The organism is Tychonema sp. LEGE 07196 (assembly GCF_963890365.1).
GTDB lineage: Bacteria > Cyanobacteriota > Cyanobacteriia > Cyanobacteriales > Microcoleaceae > Microcoleus.
Window position 1 is genome coordinate 39,179 of the sequence record NZ_CAWPRX010000097.1, and the last position, 17,298, is coordinate 56,476.

17 protein-coding genes are annotated in these 17,298 nt (G+C 47.2%); 9 read left to right on the forward strand and 8 right to left on the reverse strand.

The annotated features are described in order from the left end of the window. Positions 1 to 38 precede the first annotated feature (38 nt). Positions 39 to 1,526 (reverse strand): glycerol kinase GlpK, encoded by a 1,488-nt coding sequence (gene glpK / locus AACV78_RS12000; protein ID WP_194008987.1) that lies wholly within the window; start codon positions 1,524 to 1,526, stop codon positions 39 to 41. 100 nt (positions 1,527 to 1,626) lie between these two features. Here glpK and AACV78_RS12005 point away from each other — a divergent pair, with 100 nt between their 5' ends. Next, positions 1,627 to 2,211, forward strand: a complete 585-nt coding sequence (locus tag AACV78_RS12005; RefSeq protein ID WP_194008986.1) for an endonuclease dU — start codon at positions 1,627 to 1,629, stop codon at positions 2,209 to 2,211. Positions 2,212 to 2,324: 113 nt separating this feature from the next. Here AACV78_RS12005 and AACV78_RS12010 read toward each other — a convergent pair whose 3' ends face one another. Beyond that, on the reverse strand, positions 2,325 to 3,533 hold the full coding sequence (locus AACV78_RS12010) for a hypothetical protein (RefSeq protein WP_194008985.1): 1,209 nt from the start codon (positions 3,531 to 3,533) through the stop codon (positions 2,325 to 2,327). A 660-nt stretch (positions 3,534 to 4,193) separates the two neighbouring features. Here AACV78_RS12010 and AACV78_RS12015 point away from each other — a divergent pair. From AACV78_RS12015 to AACV78_RS12035, 5 genes are all read left to right on the forward strand, one after another. Next, complete coding sequence (locus AACV78_RS12015) at positions 4,194 to 4,349, forward strand: hypothetical protein (protein ID WP_194008984.1); 156 nt, start codon at positions 4,194 to 4,196, stop codon at positions 4,347 to 4,349. A 70-nt stretch (positions 4,350 to 4,419) separates the two neighbouring features. Continuing rightward, positions 4,420 to 4,905: an allophycocyanin subunit alpha gene (apcA, locus tag AACV78_RS12020; RefSeq protein ID WP_194008983.1), complete on the forward strand. Its 486-nt coding sequence runs from the start codon at positions 4,420 to 4,422 to the stop codon at positions 4,903 to 4,905. A gap of 176 nt (positions 4,906 to 5,081) precedes the next feature. Further along, positions 5,082 to 5,567: an allophycocyanin subunit beta gene (apcB, locus tag AACV78_RS12025; RefSeq protein WP_006634930.1), complete on the forward strand. Its 486-nt coding sequence runs from the start codon at positions 5,082 to 5,084 to the stop codon at positions 5,565 to 5,567. A gap of 332 nt (positions 5,568 to 5,899) precedes the next feature. Then, on the forward strand, positions 5,900 to 6,103 hold the full coding sequence (locus AACV78_RS12030) for a phycobilisome linker polypeptide (RefSeq protein WP_006634929.1): 204 nt from the start codon (positions 5,900 to 5,902) through the stop codon (positions 6,101 to 6,103). A gap of 568 nt (positions 6,104 to 6,671) precedes the next feature. After that, the gene (locus tag AACV78_RS12035; RefSeq protein ID WP_194008982.1) at positions 6,672 to 7,892 is read left to right on the forward strand and encodes an FtsW/RodA/SpoVE family cell cycle protein; all 1,221 of its coding nucleotides are present in this window, start codon (positions 6,672 to 6,674) and stop codon (positions 7,890 to 7,892) included. 356 nt (positions 7,893 to 8,248) lie between these two features. Here the strand turns inward: AACV78_RS12035 and AACV78_RS12040 are convergent, their stop codons facing one another. Then, positions 8,249 to 8,425 carry a helix-turn-helix domain-containing protein gene (locus tag AACV78_RS12040; protein WP_333418825.1) on the reverse strand — a complete coding sequence of 59 codons (177 nt, stop codon included), beginning with the start codon at positions 8,423 to 8,425 and terminating at the stop codon, positions 8,249 to 8,251. A 190-nt stretch (positions 8,426 to 8,615) separates the two neighbouring features. Between AACV78_RS12040 and hslO the strand changes: the two genes are divergently transcribed. From hslO to AACV78_RS12055, 3 genes are all read left to right on the forward strand, one after another. After that, positions 8,616 to 9,515: an Hsp33 family molecular chaperone HslO gene (gene hslO / locus AACV78_RS12045; protein ID WP_194008981.1), complete on the forward strand. Its 900-nt coding sequence runs from the start codon at positions 8,616 to 8,618 to the stop codon at positions 9,513 to 9,515. Positions 9,516 to 9,718: 203 nt separating this feature from the next. Continuing rightward, a complete protein-coding gene (locus AACV78_RS12050) occupies positions 9,719 to 10,915 on the forward strand; it encodes an RNA-guided endonuclease InsQ/TnpB family protein (RefSeq protein ID WP_194008980.1) in 1,197 nt (398 codons plus the stop codon). Between the two features lie 207 nt (positions 10,916 to 11,122). Then, positions 11,123 to 13,189, forward strand: a complete 2,067-nt coding sequence (locus AACV78_RS12055) for a hypothetical protein (protein WP_194008979.1) — start codon at positions 11,123 to 11,125, stop codon at positions 13,187 to 13,189. Positions 13,190 to 13,311: 122 nt separating this feature from the next. On the opposite strand, the gene AACV78_RS12060 is transcribed toward AACV78_RS12055, so the two are convergent. The 5 genes from AACV78_RS12060 to AACV78_RS12080 form a co-directional block, all read right to left on the reverse strand. Beyond that, a complete protein-coding gene (locus AACV78_RS12060) occupies positions 13,312 to 14,067 on the reverse strand; it encodes a tRNA(His) guanylyltransferase Thg1 family protein (protein WP_194008978.1) in 756 nt (251 codons plus the stop codon). Further along, the gene (locus AACV78_RS12065; protein ID WP_194008977.1) at positions 14,048 to 14,533 is read right to left on the reverse strand and encodes an AAA family ATPase; all 486 of its coding nucleotides are present in this window, start codon (positions 14,531 to 14,533) and stop codon (positions 14,048 to 14,050) included. The genes AACV78_RS12060 and AACV78_RS12065 overlap by 20 nt, the downstream gene beginning before the upstream one ends. Before the next feature lie 6 nt (positions 14,534 to 14,539). After that, complete coding sequence (locus AACV78_RS12070; RefSeq protein WP_194008976.1) at positions 14,540 to 15,013, reverse strand: TspO/MBR family protein; 474 nt, start codon at positions 15,011 to 15,013, stop codon at positions 14,540 to 14,542. Positions 15,014 to 15,247: 234 nt separating this feature from the next. Further along, positions 15,248 to 15,829 (reverse strand): hypothetical protein, encoded by a 582-nt coding sequence (locus AACV78_RS12075; RefSeq protein ID WP_194008975.1) that lies wholly within the window; start codon positions 15,827 to 15,829, stop codon positions 15,248 to 15,250. 39 nt (positions 15,830 to 15,868) lie between these two features. Continuing rightward, a complete protein-coding gene (locus AACV78_RS12080) occupies positions 15,869 to 17,278 on the reverse strand; it encodes an RNA-guided endonuclease InsQ/TnpB family protein (RefSeq protein WP_228052071.1) in 1,410 nt (469 codons plus the stop codon). Between the last annotated feature and the right edge of the window lie 20 nt (positions 17,279 to 17,298).

Below are 17,298 nucleotides of genomic sequence, written 5' to 3' on the forward strand. Positions count from 1 at the left end.
ATATCACTAAATACGGGTTTTGGGGTTGACTCACCGATTCATTCTTCCCAGTCGAAGGTGCGGGTAACTGCTTTTTTCCAAAAGCGATATTTTTGCTCTCGAAGTGATCTCGGCATTTGCGGTTCCCAAATACAATCCACCGCCCAATTATCCCGTAATTGAGCTAATTTACTCCAAAAACCCACCGCCAAACCAGCCGCATAGGCAGCGCCCAAGGCAGTAGTTTCTGCTACCACAGGCCGCACCACAGGCACTCCCAACACATCGCTCTGAAACTGCATCAGCGTACTATTTCCCACCATCCCACCATCTACTTTTAAAGACAAAAGCTGCACAGCAGAATCCTGATTCATCGCATCCAATATTTCCCGCGTTTGCCATGCTGTCGCTTCCAATACTGCGCGGGCAATATGTGCCTTAGTCGCGTAACGAGTTAAACCTACAATTACTCCCCGCGCGCTGTCTTGCCAATAGGGCGCGTAGAGTCCAGAAAATGCCGGCACAATATAAACTCCGCCACTATCTTCGACAGTATTTGCTAATGTTTCTACTTCCGCAGATGTGTTGATGATGCCCAAATTGTCCCGCAGCCACTGTACTAATGCTCCGGCGATCGCAATACTGCCTTCGAGAGCATACACAGCGGGCGATTCTCCCATCTTGTAGGCAACAGTTGTCAGCAACCCTTGCTTTGAAGGAACGATCGCCTCACCAGTATTCAGCAGCATAAAACAGCCCGTACCGTAAGTATTTTTTGCCTCCCCAACATTGAAACAAGTTTGCCCCACCAGAGCAGCCTGCTGATCGCCCAAAGCAGCAGCAATTGGAACACCATCTAACAATCCTTTTGCAGTACCAAAAATGTGACTAGAAGGGCAAATTTCTGGCAGTATACAGCGGGGAATTCCCATTATTTCCAAAGTTTCAGCATCCCAATCGAGGGTTTGCAAATCCATCAACATCGTGCGGCTGGCATTGGTAACATCGGTAATATGCGCCCCGTCAGTCAGATGCCAAATTAGAAAACTATCGACATTCCCAAAAATCGCATCGCCTCGATTTGCAGCTTCCCGCAATCCTGCAATATTGTCCAACATCCACTTGATTTTTGGCCCGCTGAAATAAGTCGTCAGCGGCAAACCGCAGCGCTTTCGCAATCGATCTTTGCCGTCAACTTCTGCTAAGCTAGTACAAATTTGATGAGTCCGGGTATCTTGCCAAACAATCGCATTGCCGTAAGGTTTACCAGTTTTTCGGTTCCAAACAATTGTAGTTTCGCGCTGGTTGGCAATACCGAGGGCAGCAATATCTTGCGGGTCAATATTGCCGATTTTAAGTGTATTTTCGATCGCGCTTTGGGTGCGCTGCCAAATTTCATCGCAATCGTGTTCAACCCATCCCGGTTGCGGGTAAATCTGCTGGTGTTCTTGTTGGTTGCTGGCAACTATCTGTCCCCGGCGATCGAATACAATAAACCTGGTGCTAGTTGTTCCTTGGTCGATCGCTGCTACGTATTTTTTTACCAATTGCCTAAAATATGTTTAGTAATCAGGTCTTTAACGTATATGATACTATATCTAGAACTCCAATTAATGTCAAAAACTTTAGCTTAGGGAACTCAACAAGTTGAAACTGGCAGATTTGCTGAGGCTCGATCGCACAATTAAGGTTATTGGCTTTGACGACGCTCCATTTTCTCGTACCAGCGGCGGTCTGGTGTCCGTCGCCGGAGTAGTCTGCGGGGGTACCAGATTTGAAGGAATGGTCTGGGGACAAGTCCTCCCAGACGGATTAGATGCCACTGATGCTATTTGTCAGCTACTGATCGGAGGTAAATTTCTGCCGCAATTGCACCTCGTTTTGTTAGACGGAATTGCTTTCGGCGGCTTCAATATTATTGACCTTCAGGAGTTAGCATCGCGGCTGCAAATTCCTTGCGTTGCTGTGATGCGCCGCCAACCAGATTTAGCTGCTATTGAAAAAGCTCTCGGCTATTTACCAGACTTGGAATACCGTTTAGAATTGTTGCGTCGGGCTGGAAAAATTTATGCTTTTGAACCTTTCTTTTTTCAGGTATGCGGCGAACAACCGGAAGTAATTGCGCTGGTACTCCAGCGTTTGACTGATACTGGTAAGGTTCCTGAAGCTTTGCGTTTGGCTCATTTGATTGGTGCGGCGGTTATTACGGGTGTTAGCGGTAGTTCTGCTTGAATTTATTATGGGCGATTTGATTGATCTGAAGTCAAAAAGGTTGGTAGTGAGGAATACGAGTCCGCTAATTTGGATGCGGAATCGCATTGCGAACGATCGAACCAAATAATGATTTAGCTTCTAACAATTTCGCCCTCGATTTCACCGAATTCGATTTTAGTTCCTAATGCCAAAGTTAGGGTGCTTTCAGGTTCAATCATTTTTATGTCGCCTTGAATGTCTGTGGCCCACCAAGCCCGATCGCTCAAATTGGTCAATCCCAATGATAGCTCGTTTTGGGATCTAGAATTAACCAGCGCTACAACACCATTAGACGCGGTAGCTGTTAAACTAGGGATGTCCGATGTTAATAGCTGAGTTCCCGCAGTCAGAGGCATCACTCGACTTCCCAATTTCAGAAAAAATTGACCGTTGTTAGAAGAATCGGCTGGGGATTTGTGTGATATAATAGTCGGGCCCACAGGAGGCGAATTTGCAGCGGGCAAGTCAGAGTTTCCGACGGTAATTGTACAGTTTCCGATTCTCTTTTGGTCGCCCGATCGCAAATAACTCACCGCCCCGCGATCGACATTCTCGCAAGCAATTTGACCGCCTTCTAATTGAAACCGCATCGCTAAGGGCGAAACACCAGGAATATAGATAATAGACAAATTTTCATCACTACCAAAAGTCACCGGTTCGGCACCAATAGTCAGAGTGCGATTCGCTCCATTATCGTAACTAATTACCAGCCAAGCTTTGTTAAACAAAGTTTCGGCTACAACCAACATAATTCCAATCCAAAAGCCGATCGCAGCACAGCCAGCTAAACGGCCCGCCACACCGGATAAATTGTAAGCAAACAGAATAAACAAACAACCGCCCAAAAGCCCGCCAACAACGCCACCTCCCGCGCCGCGCGGCACTCCCAAATTAGGAATTCGTTTGGAAAGTCCAAGTCCTAACAAACTGCCGGCTATTCCCCAGCAAATGACTCGCAATATTTCGTTTTCGCCGTCGCCAATCCCGCTAAAAATACCTTCGGCAATCGCTCCAGAAATTGCCCCTGTTATCAAACCAAACAATCCGCCATTTTTTAAAGCTTGTTTAATTTGGGGCTTGCCTTTAATGTAGTAATAATAGCCGATCATAATCGCAGTAGCAATCCCGCCGCCTACCAATCCAAACCAGCGAGTTGTGGACAATACACTGTCAAAAACAGATGTTGAATTATTGAGCCGCTGCATGAAAGGTTCGGTGATGAGATTGCCGGCAAAACCGCCGACAGCACCGCTAATCCCAAACTGCAAAGCTTTTTTAATGGCTGATAGATTTCTTTTCACGGCGCACCTGAATTGTAAAGTGAGACTCAATCGATTTGAGATTTGAGATTTTAGATTTGGTTGGGGGAGCATCTGTAGTTTTGTATTTTTAGCGAGCTGTGGCGATCGCCAGCCGTCAAAAAATACTGACGATCGAAGTGAGATGCTCCGTCAATGTGGGAGTTTAACTTCGATCGCGACGAGTGTACGTGGCACGGTCTCCGTTTTTGGCAGAGTCAAATTTAGCTACAAGCGAGAAAGTCACGATTTCCGATCCGCACCAGTCGCCACCCTGTCTCCTCCCCGTCTCCCGCACCTTTTTTTGACACAGAAGTCTCCGATCCTCCCGCCGTCGCCTTCGGGACAAACCAGTCCCTAGAGCGATCGCCTGCAACCCTTGCTGCGAGATAATTTGATCTATTTTTATTTGTGAAAAATTTGCACCGGTCGGAGCCCAACCGAGGCCCCAACATGAAAAGGAATGTTACAAACTATTACAGTAACACTCAGAATGTGAACATAATGCCTCAAAATACTTGCCAGAGGTAGTTGCGTCAGACAAGTAATATTCTGACTAACTGCCCAACAGTTACTCGATCGCCACTTAGCGATCTGCTGCAATCTCGATCGTAGATTTAAAGATCGCATCAGTCATTTGTGGTATTCTAAGCGACAGGCACTGTGCGGGCATCAGCCAAGCGCACCGGCGTGAAGAACCAGCGCCGTCAAACACCGAAGGCAGTCACCAGCAAGCAAATTCAACACTTGCTAGCTCTGGAAAGTCCGCCCTTCCCCGTCAAAGCTCCTGCGACCAGCGAAGCGAAAGGTACGGGATGAAAGCGCCCGCCGCCGCTAGCTCAACGCAGAGCAGTTCGCAATTGCAAAATATCCAGCGGGTACACACAAGATGAGTATCGTCACCAAATCAATCGTCAACGCAGATGCCGAAGCTCGCTACTTGAGCCCAGGTGAATTAGATCGGATCAAGAGCTTCGTCACCTCTGGTGAACGCCGCGTCCGCATCGCCCAAATTTTGAGCGAATCCCGCGAACGCATCGTCAAGCAAGCCGGCGACCAACTTTTCCAAAAGCGCCCTGATGTTGTTTCTCCCGGCGGCAACGCTTACGGCGAAGAAATGACCGCAACTTGCTTGCGCGACTTGGACTACTACCTGCGTTTGATCACCTACGGAGTAGTAGCTGGCGACATTACTCCGATCGAAGAAATCGGTATTGTCGGCGTCCGCGAAATGTACAACTCTCTCGGAACCCCGATTGCAGCCGTCGCCGAAGGCGTCCGCGCTATGAAGAGTGCAGCTTCCTCGCTGCTGTCTGGAGAAGATGCTTCCGAAGCTTCCTCTTACTTCGACTACGTTATCGGTGCGATGCAGTAAGGAATTTTGATTTTTGATTTTTGATTTTTGATTGAAGAATCGGGGGTTGCTGACAGCAAGCTAAAAGCTTTTGCAGATAACCAACCACTTAAAAATCTGAAATCCCCAATCCCAAATCCCAAATTCTAGCTCCAAAATTGGACTGACTCAGCCACTTTCTAGGAAACAAGACAACCATGCAAGACGCAATTACCGCCGTAATCAATTCCTCTGACGTTCAAGGTAAGTACCTTGACATCAGCGCATTAGACAAGCTCAAGAACTACTTCGCTTCTGGCGAACTGCGCGTCCGCGCCGCTACCGCTATCAGCGCCAATGCAGCCACAATCGTCAAAGAAGCAGTTGCTAAGTCTCTGTTGTACTCAGACGTAACTCGTCCCGGCGGCAATATGTACACCACTCGCCGTTATGCAGCTTGCATCCGCGACTTGGACTACTACCTCCGCTACGCCACCTACGCAATGCTAGCTGGCGACCCTTCCATCCTCGACGAGCGCGTGCTCAACGGTTTGAAAGAAACCTACAATTCCTTGGGCGTGCCCATCGGTTCTACCGTACAAGCAATCCAAGCAATGAAAGAAGTCACCGCCGGTTTGGTTGGTTCTGACGCTGGTAAAGAAATGGGCGTCTATTTCGACTACATCTGCTCTGGCTTGAGCTAAATCGAAGGAAAAAGGAAGAAGGAAGAAGGAAGTTCGGCAACGGATTCTGTAACGGATGTAACGGATGTAACGGATGTAACAGATTTCAGTCCGATGGAAGTCGGAAGAAGGAAAAAGATTTATTTCTTGCCTTTTTGAACTTTTAACTTTGGACTTGCTACCTTTAGCTTTCAAAGAGGTCAGGGAAGTTACGAGTGATTGCTAGACCGTCAAAGGCCAGTCGAGAAAGCCCGACAAGTTTTAACGAGCTAGTTTTGACTCCTAACTCCCTGACTTCAATCTTTTTAAAATCCATCTAAAAATCTGTAAACCTACTCAGGAGTTAGTTTCCCATGAGAATGTTTAAAGTGACTGCTTGCGTCCCCAGCCAAACTCGCATCCGCACTCAGCGCGAATTGCAAAATACCTATTTTACTAAGCTGGTTCCCTATGACAACTGGTTCCGGGAACAGCAAAGAATTATGAAAATGGGCGGCAGAATTATTAAAGTGCAATTGGCTACTGGTAAGCCCGGAGCTAATACTGGTCTACTTTAAGATCCGAGAATGGATTTGTAGAGGGCAAGAGGTCGATCGCGGCCTCTTTTTTTGTTTGTTATGATTTTATAGCAGAAGGAAGAAGGAAGAAGGAAGAAGGAAGACGGAAGAAGGAAGAAGGAAGACGAAAGAAGGAAGTTCGGCAACGAGCAATGTACGGGATGTAACGGATGTAAGTCCGTCGGAAGACGGAAGAGGAAGACGGAAGACGGAAGAAGGAAGAAGGAAGACGGAAGAGGGAAGAATGTAGTAATTTGTTGGGTGTGCACTGTACACCGGTTGACTTCGTAGCCCATTCCCCCAGCGGTTGACTTTTCTAGTCGTTACCAGGAAGAGCGAAAGTAACGCAGATGGGTGAGGAAGAGCCTCCTTAATCCTCTGCCGAGGCAGAGTAAGAGTGAGATGGGTTCCCAGGTAGAGCCTTGGAACCAGTTAACAGAAACCGGGTTTTTTCATCGAGATTGAGGGTTTTAAGCAAATATTGGGTGAAAAAACCCGGTTTCTAACAGTCTGTGCGATCGCAAACTAGACTAAGAACTAATGACAACTGACAACTGACTAATGACTAATGACTAATGACATTCGACGCTTCATTCCATTTTTAGACCCCAGCGCGTCTCAATGGGCCGCTGAGGCCCGCTGGCTCAGGTGGCTGACTTTTTTGTGGCTGTTTGTAGGGCTGACAGCATTGTTTTCGGCTTCCTATCCCATTGCAAATTCAGAATTTGGAGACGGCCTTTACTATTTTAAACGACAGCTAATCGCAGTGGCGATCGGGCTGGCCGGCTTTAACTTAATGGTATACTCCCCCCTGCGCTACCTGCTCAAATCAGCTCAATTAGGCATCCTGCTGCTGCTGGGATTGCTCTGGTTGACCTTAATTCCGGGAGTGGGAACCACCGTCAACGGGGCGACTCGCTGGATATCTCTGGGCCCGGTGCCGATTATTCAACCTTCGGAATTGATTAAGCCGTTTTTTGTGCTCCAAAGCGCCCGCATTTTCGGCAACTGGCCCCGGTTGACAAATAAAGTTCGCCTTAGTTGGCTGTTAATTTTCGGCGCAATGCTGTTGGGAATTTTGTTGCAGCCAAATTTGAGCACCACGGCTTTGTGCGGAATGACTTTGTGGTTGGTGGCTTTGGCGGCGGGTTTGCCTTACTTGCAGTTGGGCGCAACGGCTTTGGGGGGTATGATGTTGGCGGTTTTAAGTATTAGTTTTCGGGAATATCAGCGCCGCCGGATTATGTCTTTTCTCAATCCTTGGGCCGATCCGATGCAGGATGGCTATCAGTTGATTCAAAGCCTGCTGGCTGTGGGTTCTGGGGGGATTTGGGGTGTTGGTTTGGGGATGTCGCAGCAAAAGTTATTTTATTTGCCGATTCAGTACAGCGATTTTATTTTTGCTGTGTTTGCTGAGGAGTTTGGTTTGGTGGGAGGTTTCTCGCTGTTGCTGATGTTGGCGGCTTACACTACTGTCGCTTTGAGGGTGGCGACGAGGGCCCGGAATATTGAGAGTCAGTTGGTGGCGATTGGGGCGATGGTGGTGATGGTGGGACAGTCGCTGCTGAATATTGGGGTGGCGACGGGGGTTTTGCCGACTACGGGTTTACCGCTGCCATTTTTTAGTTACGGGGGCTCATCGATGGTAGCGAGTTTTTTGTTGTCGGGGTTGCTGATTCGGGTGGCTAGGGAGACTTCTGAGGCTGATGTTGTTTCTTTGGAGGGACGCAGAAAGATGCCTGGAAAGCCGAAATTGCGATCGACCAACGGCAATGCACAAACCGAATAATTTATCAAATCATTTCCGGGAAACGCGGATAGCTAGAAACCGGGTTTTTTTACCAAAATATTTGCTTAAAACCGCAATCTTGGTAAAAAACCCGGTTTTTGCTTCCAAGACTATATTTATTTCCGCCCGTCACCCTTATTTGGCGGTTCTTCTTGTTCTTGAGGTTTAGCTGTGATGTCAATTAATTCTTTTTTGTCTGGTTTTGGTGTTTCTTGAGTAGAGTTAGCCATTGAATTTCTTCCTAAATAAATGCACCGCTTAATTATATCTTTTCCGGCTACAAATCTATAACTCTAGATAGCGGGAGCAAGAGCAACACAAATAATTCTCAGGTAGATGCAAATTCCTGTCGCTTGCTACACTCCTTGAGGATTGCAGCCAAACAAATCCGAGGTAGAGGCAAAAACATCTTTGTTAAGTATTAAATGCCGATCGCCCGATCGACTAATTAACCCCTGCTGCTGCAATTTTCCCAGCATTCGCGTTACTGTTACCCGCGTCGTACAAATAGCATTAGCAATATCTTGATGAATGTATTTTTAATAATTAATCAGACTATTTGTTAAAAAATAGTAGATGAAGGTTTTACCTTTAAAAATACGGGAGTTGTGAAGTTCGATCGCCCTTCCATACCGGCCGAGTCTGCTGCTACCTGCTGCGACAACCTTTAAGAGCTTCTAAAATAGTTGAAGGAAGTATCAAAAGAGAAAAGTAAGGTTTTTCATGGCCGATCAATTAATTCGCGCTAGAGCAGCAGATGGTGGAATTCGCGCTGTAGCCGTCATTACCACCCGTCTGACTGAAGAAGCAAGAGGGCGACACAACCTCTCCTACGTGGCTACAGCCGCCCTCGGACGCACGATGTCGGCGGGGCTGTTACTCGTATCCAGCATGAAGCGCCCCGAATCGAGGGTAAACATTCGCATCAAAGGAGATGGGCCGCTGGGCGGACTTCTGGTTGATGCGGGACTTGATGGCACGGTTCGAGGTTATGTGAGCAATCCCACAGTGGAATTGCCGCCCAATGCCAAAGGTAAACTCGATGTCGGCGGGGCCATCGGTGAGGGCTATTTGTACGTGGTGCGGGATGTTGGATACGGGTTCCCTTACTCAAGTACGGTAGAATTGGTTTCCGGCGAAATTGGCGACGATCTGACTCACTATTTGGCAACCTCGGAGCAGACTCCTTCGGCTATGGTTTTGGGGGTGTTTGTCGGGGCGGGCGGTGTGCAAGCGTCTGGGGGCGTGCTGTTGCAGGTGTTGCCGAAGGCTGCAGCGGACGAAGAACTGGTGCGAACTCTAGAATCTAGGGTGGCTGCACTGTCGGGCTTTACGCCACTGTTACGATCGGGCAAAACGCTGCACCAGATTCTCGAAGAGTTACTGGGTGATATGGGGCTAGAAATTTTCCCGGAAACTCAGATGGTGCGCTTTCACTGCGGCTGTTCCTTCGAGCGAGTTTTGGGAGCTCTCAAAATGTTGGGCGAAGCCGAACTCCAAGACATGATCGAAAAAGATGGCGGGGCTGAGGCTACTTGCCATTTCTGCAACGAGGTTTACAAAGCTAACAGCGACGAATTGGCTGAACTGATTGGCGATTTGCGCTCTGACTCCGGTTCTTGAGACGATAATGTGTAATTGGCTCTATTGAGTGCGAGTTAGGGATGACGGCCTTGACCAATTGCCAATTACGCATTATCAATTACCAAAAAATTGGGTCTAAAGCCCCGTCCTTATAGGACGGCTTTAATTACAAGAAGTGTGAAGACTTGTTAAATATACAGACCTATAGGTAAAAGTTTTAGCAAAAGTGATAAAGTATTCCAATGATAGTTTTAGAGTTTAAGTTGAAAGGCAAAGCGGAGCAATATCGAATCATCGACGACATGATTCGGACGGCTCAATTTGTCAGAAATAAAACTCTTAGATATTGGATAGACAATTCCAGGATTAAGTTAGTAGACCTGTACAAACAATGCGCCGTTGTGGCGAAAGAGTTTGAATGGGCAGGCAAGCTTAACTCAACGGCACGTCAAGCGATGGCCCAACGTGCTATTTTTGCTATCCAACGTTTCTTCGCCAATTGCAAAGCCAAGAAGCCCGGAAAAAAGGGCTACCCACAGTTCAAGAAGTACACTCGTTCCGTCGAGTACAAGCAATCCGGCTGGGCGCTTTCTAGCGACAAAAGATGCCTAACATTTAAGGATGGTTTTGCTGCTGGAAAATTTAAGTTAATTGGTAGTCGGGACTTGCATTTCTCGGCACCCGATGAGATCAAGCGAATTAGAGTGGTTCGTCGTGCCGACGGCTACTATGTCCAATTCTGCATCAATGTGGAACGCACAGAGAAGGTTGTGCTCACGGGTAAAGCTATTGGTATAGATGTGGGATTAAACCACTTCTATACTGACAGCGACGGCGAAACAGTTCCCAATCCTCGGTATCTCCGCAAAAGCGAAAAAGCTCTGAAGAGATTGCAGAAGCGAGTTTCTCGGAAAAAGAAAGGCTCCAAAAGCCGGAAAAAGGCAATCAACAAGTTAGGAAGAAAGCACCTAAAGGTTAGTCGGCAGCGCAAAGACTTCGCCATTAAGACGGCGTTGTGCGTGGTGAAATCTAGCGATTTTGTAGCCTACGAAGACCTTCAAGTGCGTAACATGGTTAAGAACCACAAGCTTGCTAAATCAATTAGTGATGCTGCGTGGTCACAGTTCGCTGAGTGGCTGGAATATTTTGGGAAGGTGTATGGAAAAACAGTTATTGCTGTTCCGCCACAATACACATCTCAAAAGTGTTCAAACTGTGGTGATATTGTTAAGAAGACTTTATCAACCCGAACACATATTTGCGGTTGCGGAACGATATTAGATCGCGATCACAATGCCGCGTTAAACATTCTAGCTAAAGGCTTGAAAGCTCATACAGGAATTGATTTAAATACGGTGGGGCACACCGGAATTCACGCTAGGGGACAGACTGATCTCTACTCGCTGGTGGTGACATCAACGAGCAAATCAACTGGATGATCCAAGAATCCTCGCGCCTGATAGCCGGGGAGTGTCAACTAATCGCAAAATTAAAATTTTGGCAGTTTGGGGATCGGCCCAAAGCAGTCTTGGGCCGACGGGAGTATGTAAAAGTATGAAGACATTCTATAGAGCAGTAGATAACAGCGATCGCAGTTTTGAAATAATTAAGATAGGCTGGTTGCTGTTTGTGGTGAGCGGAGATTTATGAGTCAAGATCGCAAAACACCAGACCATTGGTCTGCATCAGAATCCTTCGAGTCAAAAAAGGATACTTCCTCGCTAGTGCCAGTTCCCGCCAGGAAAAACCGCGCTGAGCGACTTAAAGAAATCCGTGAGTTGGTGACTTCGGGAAAACAGCCGGGAGGGTATCTGGAACAGCGGCCCAAAGAGTCTGGGGAAAACTGGCAGCCGGAGGAACATAATCCTTTGTGGCGGAAGTGGTTGAAGAACTGGCAGTTTTGGCTGGCGGTGAGTTTGATGCTGTCGGTGGGTATGGGGTTTGTGGCAATTGCGTCTTTGCTCAACTTGACTGCGGAGTCGAATTGCTCGAAGGTTTTTTGGCCGACGGCTTCTGCTAACGATCGCTTTTTTTGCGCTCAAGAAGCAGCTAGCAAGCGGACGGTGGATGATTTGCTGCGCGCGATCGAATTAGTGAATGCTTTGCCGTCAGATCACCCCCTGCGACCGAGAATTAACGGTCAAATCGATCGGTGGTCGCAGGATATTCTCAAGTTGGCAAATGCTAGATTCCAAGAAGGGAAGCTGGAGGAGGCGGTCGCGATCGCCCGCAAGGTTCCTCAAAACGTTCCCGCTTACCCGGCGGTGGAAAAGCAGATTCAACAGTGGCAGTCGATATGGAACGATGCAGAGAAAATTTATGCTGCCGCAGTCGCCTACTTGCGTCAGGAAGAGTGGGGCCAAGCTTTCCGCCAAGCTAATCTGCTGTTGGATACGGGAAATACCTTCTGGGAATCGACTAAGTACGAAGAACTGACGAGGGCAATTGACACGACAAAGGCTGAAGGCAATAAGTTGATCAAAGCCCGAAATACAGCCTCGGAGGGAGGGCTGGACAATCTGGTGACGGGTATTAAGCTGGCTCAGGGAATCGATCAAAACAGTTATTTGTATCAGGCTGCCAATAAGCTGATCGCGGAATTTAGCAAAAAAATTCTGGATATCGCCCAAAAACGCTTGCAGGCCGGCGATTGGCAGGAGGCGGTCGCGATCGCTAACAAGATTCCAGATGCGGCAAATTTAAAAGCACAAGTTGAAGATTTTAACCAGTTGGCGAGTGCTACGGCTCAGGCTTTGACTGGCTCGGTTGAGGGTTTGTCTAAGGCGATCGAGATTGCTCAAAAGTTGAAGGACGGTCGCCCTTTGTACAAACAAGCTGCTGATTTAGTCGGCCGCTGGCAGCAAGAAATTGCTGATGTGAAAACTTTGGATGTGGCAAGCAGGCTGGCGGCGCCGGGAGGAGTGAATGATTTGAGGGCTGCGATCGCGCAATTGCAAACAGTCCCCCAATCAAATCCCCGTTCCGGGGAAGCTCGCACTCAAATTATTAACTTGAGCCGTCAAATCGAGCTGCTCGAAGACAGTCCGTACCTCCAAAGAGCTAACGATTTGGCGAGCGCGGGCGATCCGAATTCTCTGGAGGCCGCCGTGGCTCAAGCTTCTCGGATCGGTCAAGGTAGGACGCTTTACCGGGAAGCTCAAACCAAAATTCAAGCTTGGATCGAGAGAAGACAGCGCCTTCAAGACCAGCCGTTTTTGGATAGAGCTCAGCAGCTAGCAGCAAGCGGCAATTTGGCGGGGGCAATTGAGATGGCGCGCCGGATTCGATCGGGAAGGGTGCTTTATGAGGAAGCTCGATCGAACATTCGGACTTGGCAGGCTCAATTTTTGGGCGAGCAAGGTTTGCAGAGCGCCCGTCAGGCGGCCATACCGGGGACTGCTGACGCTTTGGAAACGGCAATTTCCCTTGCTCTTCAGGTACCAGAGTCGAGTTCGCTCCGCTGGCAGGCGAGTGAGGCGATTGATGAGTGGAGCCAGCGGATTTTGGGGCTTGCTGTGGAACAGTCGTCGTCGGATCTGGCTGGGGCGATCGCCACTTTGAAGAAAATTCCCTCGGGAGCTAGGGCTTTTGAGCAAGCGCGATCGCAAATCAAAGTTTGGGAAGAGTCCCTGAATCCTCCGCCTGCTGAATCTCCGGCGGTGGCTCCCGATCCACCGGAAACCGAGCCTCCGATCCCGTCTCCGAGTCCCTAGGCTAACTCGCTTGCCCGACTTTGAGCAGGGGGTTGAAACCCCCGTCTCAAAGCTTGCATTCGGTTAAAACAGACTGAGCATTCATCAATTGCCACTAGATTTAACAAGATATCCTTGGCGAGTTAATGGTCAACATTTAAAAATTGGTAAATAAATTCTTTGTATTCCTCTTTCATGGGCAGCTCTTCATTAACTTTGAGTCGTCGGCGCACTGCCACAACTTCTTTGCCTTCGATCGGGTTATAACCTGGTTTATCGTATTTTTCCCAATACAATCCCGTTCCCCGGCGCTGCCAAGCCGGCAGTTCGTTAAAATTAATTCCGTTTTGAAACAGCAATTCGTTTTTGAAAGCCACCGATTGTTTGTCTAATATAACTGTTGCATTTTCACCCGTTTCGCCATTTTTTCGCAGCATCCAATAACTCCAGCCATTCAAAGCGCAGCGCGCTGCATCTGCTTGGCGCCATAGAAAATAATCTACTACTTGCGATTTGTTCGCTGCGGAACAAATGCGGGTGTCAAAATTGACTGTTGTTTGGGCGGCACAAGTGAAAGTTGCACTGGCAATACTGGCAGAAATAGAGACAATTTTTTCTAAGCTGCGGTCAAATAAATCCCAATCTGGAGGAAACAAAACTGAGATTTCGTCACTTTCGGTATAAGCGTAAATGCCACCTAGTTCTGACAGGAGCGCTTTGGCGGTTTCCACCATTAATTCGTGGAATTTTAAGTCGAAAGGCTTATCAAAACTTGAGGAAGTAAATTTTGAAAAACTGCGACCGTCGGCGCGAATTACTGTGTGAGTTTCCGGCAATAAACGCAAGCTATGAAAGTATTCTAGCTCCCGCATTTTTTTTTCAAATATCTGATTGTCCATGAATAACTTCCTCTGCTGGCCAGGTTTTTATGTCTAAGTTAAAGTTGTCTGCTATGCGGACGGAAAACAGCCGATCGAACCCTTCGTCGTAACTGGGCACTACCATTTTTTTTATAGTAGCATAAATTGCTATGTCTGGAACTTGAGATTTGCCCGATCGCTTTTGATTTCTAGCTAAACAGTCGCTGACTATTGATTCAAAGTAGTAACCGATGATTTGGGCATGATAGGTGCGACCGATATCAATCAGCGGTCTGCGATCGAGAACTTCGGGATTGGTGTTGTCAACTGCGACTGAATGACCTGCTTGGAGTGCATTTTCAATTAATTGAATTTGTCGGCGCGATTTATTTCTATTGTTTCGCATTAAATCTTTGCTGACCAAAACGTGCGTTGCAGCTAAATAGTCGCGGCAAAAGGTGCTTTTTCCCGATGCTTGCAATCCCATTAAAATGACTAATTCCATGAAAGGCTAAACATCCGCCGGATTGAGGTGCATCATCGCCCAAGTCGTGTAAGTGCCGATCGGACTCCAGAGTATGTAAGGTAGCAATAACAGGGCCGCAGGCTGCGAAACTTGCAACACGCTTAAAGCTAGTATTACGCTTAAAATAGCGCCCGATCCGCCGATGATTGTGCCGACTTTTAGGCTCTTAAGTTTGCACATCACAGAGGTATAAGATATGGTTACTATTTCTAAAAGTAGGTACAAACCCATTCTCAGCCAAGTCTCCTGAGTTCCCGGTTCTTTTTCCCAAACAATCACTGCTGACCAAGCTGCACAAATAAAAATTACTGTCCAAATGATGGGAATTGCTTTTTCAAATACTAGCCATTTCGGACGCTGCAAACGGTTGAACCACTGAATGTCGCGGGGCGAGAGCAAGTTAGCCAAAAGTGCTACCGCAAAGGCGACACCTCCAATTACCATCCAAGATTTAATCATTTCTCTACCTTTAGTTAGATTGACGGTTGAGATTCAACTCTGATTTTATGTAGATGTGGCACAAAATACATCTCTCTCCAGTCTTAAATTTATAATAATTTAAAGTTGAATTAGAGTTGTCAAAAACAGCAAATTTATTACTTTCCTGCTCCTGGGGCACAACTTAATTATGTAGGGCGAAGCACACTGCACCCTACCGCTATAAGTAAAACTTCACCTGGCCACTTTTCCAGGCTAGCCTAGCCGGTGATGCTGTTCTAGTTCTAAACTAGAGTCGTCATCTTTTCTGGGGACTAGAAGCGTATTTTCGCTGCTCGGTTGCAATACGGCTTTAATCACTTGCAGAAAACGGTTTGGTTTTTTAGCTTGACCGTTGAGAGCGCGGCGGTCTTTAACTTTTTGAGAAAGGTGTCGCATCACTGATAAATCTAGTTCGTCGATAAAATGATCTGCTATACGTTCTCCCATTAAATCAACTGCTTCAGAATACTGTTCTTTCAGCATTTCTATGGCATCGTATGCTTCGTCAGCAACTTGAGTTGCTACTGTTTTATGGCGATCGCCCGATGTGTCGGAATTGCTGCGGCGGCGGTCTAAAAGACTTTGATATTCACCAATGCTCATTCCCAAATTATAAATGTGGTGGTGAGCGTGATCCATCAAATCTACTTCACCGGGATAGAAGAAACCGCGAGTGCTGTTGATACCGTGCAGTTTGGCCCAACGCCGCAGAATTGTCTCGTCTTGCAGTTGGTATCTCTCCAACATTTGAGCCATGTTCAGCTCTACTTCTGGTGTAACTTTGAAATCGCTCATCGGTAAATCCTCGCTGGTGAGTAGATGAATAAACGTCAATTACCCGTCATCAATCGGGATACCGATATGATGAGGGCTTGTATCTACGCTCCACCGCAATTCTGAAAACCTTTGCAGGAGATCAGCTTTAGTTTCATCGCGCGACACATCGGGGGATACTGACAAGCTCCCCGTACTCGTCCAGTCTTGCCGAACGAGCAACGTTCTTAATGCAATATTTCTGCTTCCCACCAAATCAGCGTGTAATTCATGCCCACAACATTCACAACGAAACATTAGCCCCTTGTTCGATCGATTAGCCTTCGAGGTATGCCCACACTTAGGACAACTCTGAGAAGTATAATGTGCTGGAACTTTAGTTGCTAGGCTGCCAATCAAATTAGCTTTGTAGTCGATATAGCCATGCAATTCGGCAAATGACCATTTAGCTTTGTTTCGATTAGCCCTACGCTGTTTCTTGCTTGCCGAATTGCCAGACTTGGATTTTGTTCTCTCACGGATTCCAGTCAAGTTTTCTAGTCCAATCAAGCTGTTAGGCTTGGCAACTTCTTTACTGATTTGGTGGTTCACATCAGCGATAAACCGTCTCTCCCGTCCTGACAAAGCGATTAGTCGTCGCTTCGCCGAACGGGTGTCTTTACGCTGTAGACTTCTTCGAGCCTTCTGATATTGATTGGCTTTGTGTCGAGATGAAGCGCCAGAGTAGAATGCAGACCTATTGTTTAAATCTGTTTCTACTGCCAAATATCTCATCCCAACATCAACACCAGAAATTCGGGTAATACTTGTTGGGTCGATGTCCGGTAGTTCTATTTCAAGACTTACCATTAAATAGTAAATCTTGGAAGAACGCTGGTAGACTATCTTTGCTGCACCAATATTGGGACAGACTTCGATCAAATCTAAATGCTTATTCCAACCATCGTAAGGCACAACAATTCGACCGTTTAACGTTCCGATACTGACCTGTTGATCGGACTTAAACGTGTAATCTCGCTGATAATTCAAGGTCACAGTCCGAGATGCGTATTTAGGAGCTTTATCAAGCCCCTTGAAGCGCTTCTTGGTGTATCCCTTTTTAATAGCTTCGTTGTTCTGTTTAAGCTTGGTTGACAAGGATTTAAAGGTTGCCGCCACCTGTCTAGGTACGTTGCACGCCATCTGTGCACCTAGTTTGAACTCGGAGCGCAGGTGGGTATAGACGAGTTTTTGTAATTTAGTGCCATTATTAGACTTACTATTGCCGAAAGCAATCATGGCAGTATAGTTCAAAGCATCACGGTAAGCCAGCGCAGTATCACGCACCGCCAACTTCTGTTCGGCGGTAAGATTCAACCTTAGCTTTGCGGTTATAACTTGGCTCATGGGTTCACTAAACTCTAAGATAAATATAACTCGTGAAGTTTGAGAAAGCAACCACTTCGTAACAAATCTTGTTCGTTCACTCATGCACCGCATCGAGAGTCGAA

Coding starts and splice junctions, on each gene's coding strand:
- apcA (WP_194008983.1), top strand. CDS start 4,420: ATGAGTATCGTCACCAAATCAATCGTCAACGCAGATGCCGAAGCTCGC.
- apcB (WP_006634930.1), top strand. CDS start 5,082: ATGCAAGACGCAATTACCGCCGTAATCAATTCCTCTGACGTTCAAGGT.
- AACV78_RS12030 (WP_006634929.1), top strand. CDS start 5,900: ATGAGAATGTTTAAAGTGACTGCTTGCGTCCCCAGCCAAACTCGCATC.
- AACV78_RS12035 (WP_194008982.1), top strand. CDS start 6,672: ATGACTAATGACATTCGACGCTTCATTCCATTTTTAGACCCCAGCGCG.
- hslO (WP_194008981.1), top strand. CDS start 8,616: ATGGCCGATCAATTAATTCGCGCTAGAGCAGCAGATGGTGGAATTCGC.
- AACV78_RS12050 (WP_194008980.1), top strand. CDS start 9,719: ATGATAGTTTTAGAGTTTAAGTTGAAAGGCAAAGCGGAGCAATATCGA.
- AACV78_RS12055 (WP_194008979.1), top strand. CDS start 11,123: ATGAGTCAAGATCGCAAAACACCAGACCATTGGTCTGCATCAGAATCC.
- AACV78_RS12060 (WP_194008978.1), bottom strand. CDS start 14,067: ATGGACAATCAGATATTTGAAAAAAAAATGCGGGAGCTAGAATACTTT.
- AACV78_RS12065 (WP_194008977.1), bottom strand. CDS start 14,533: ATGGAATTAGTCATTTTAATGGGATTGCAAGCATCGGGAAAAAGCACC.
- AACV78_RS12070 (WP_194008976.1), bottom strand. CDS start 15,013: ATGATTAAATCTTGGATGGTAATTGGAGGTGTCGCCTTTGCGGTAGCA.
- AACV78_RS12075 (WP_194008975.1), bottom strand. CDS start 15,829: ATGAGCGATTTCAAAGTTACACCAGAAGTAGAGCTGAACATGGCTCAA.
- AACV78_RS12080 (WP_228052071.1), bottom strand. CDS start 17,278: ATGAGTGAACGAACAAGATTTGTTACGAAGTGGTTGCTTTCTCAAACT.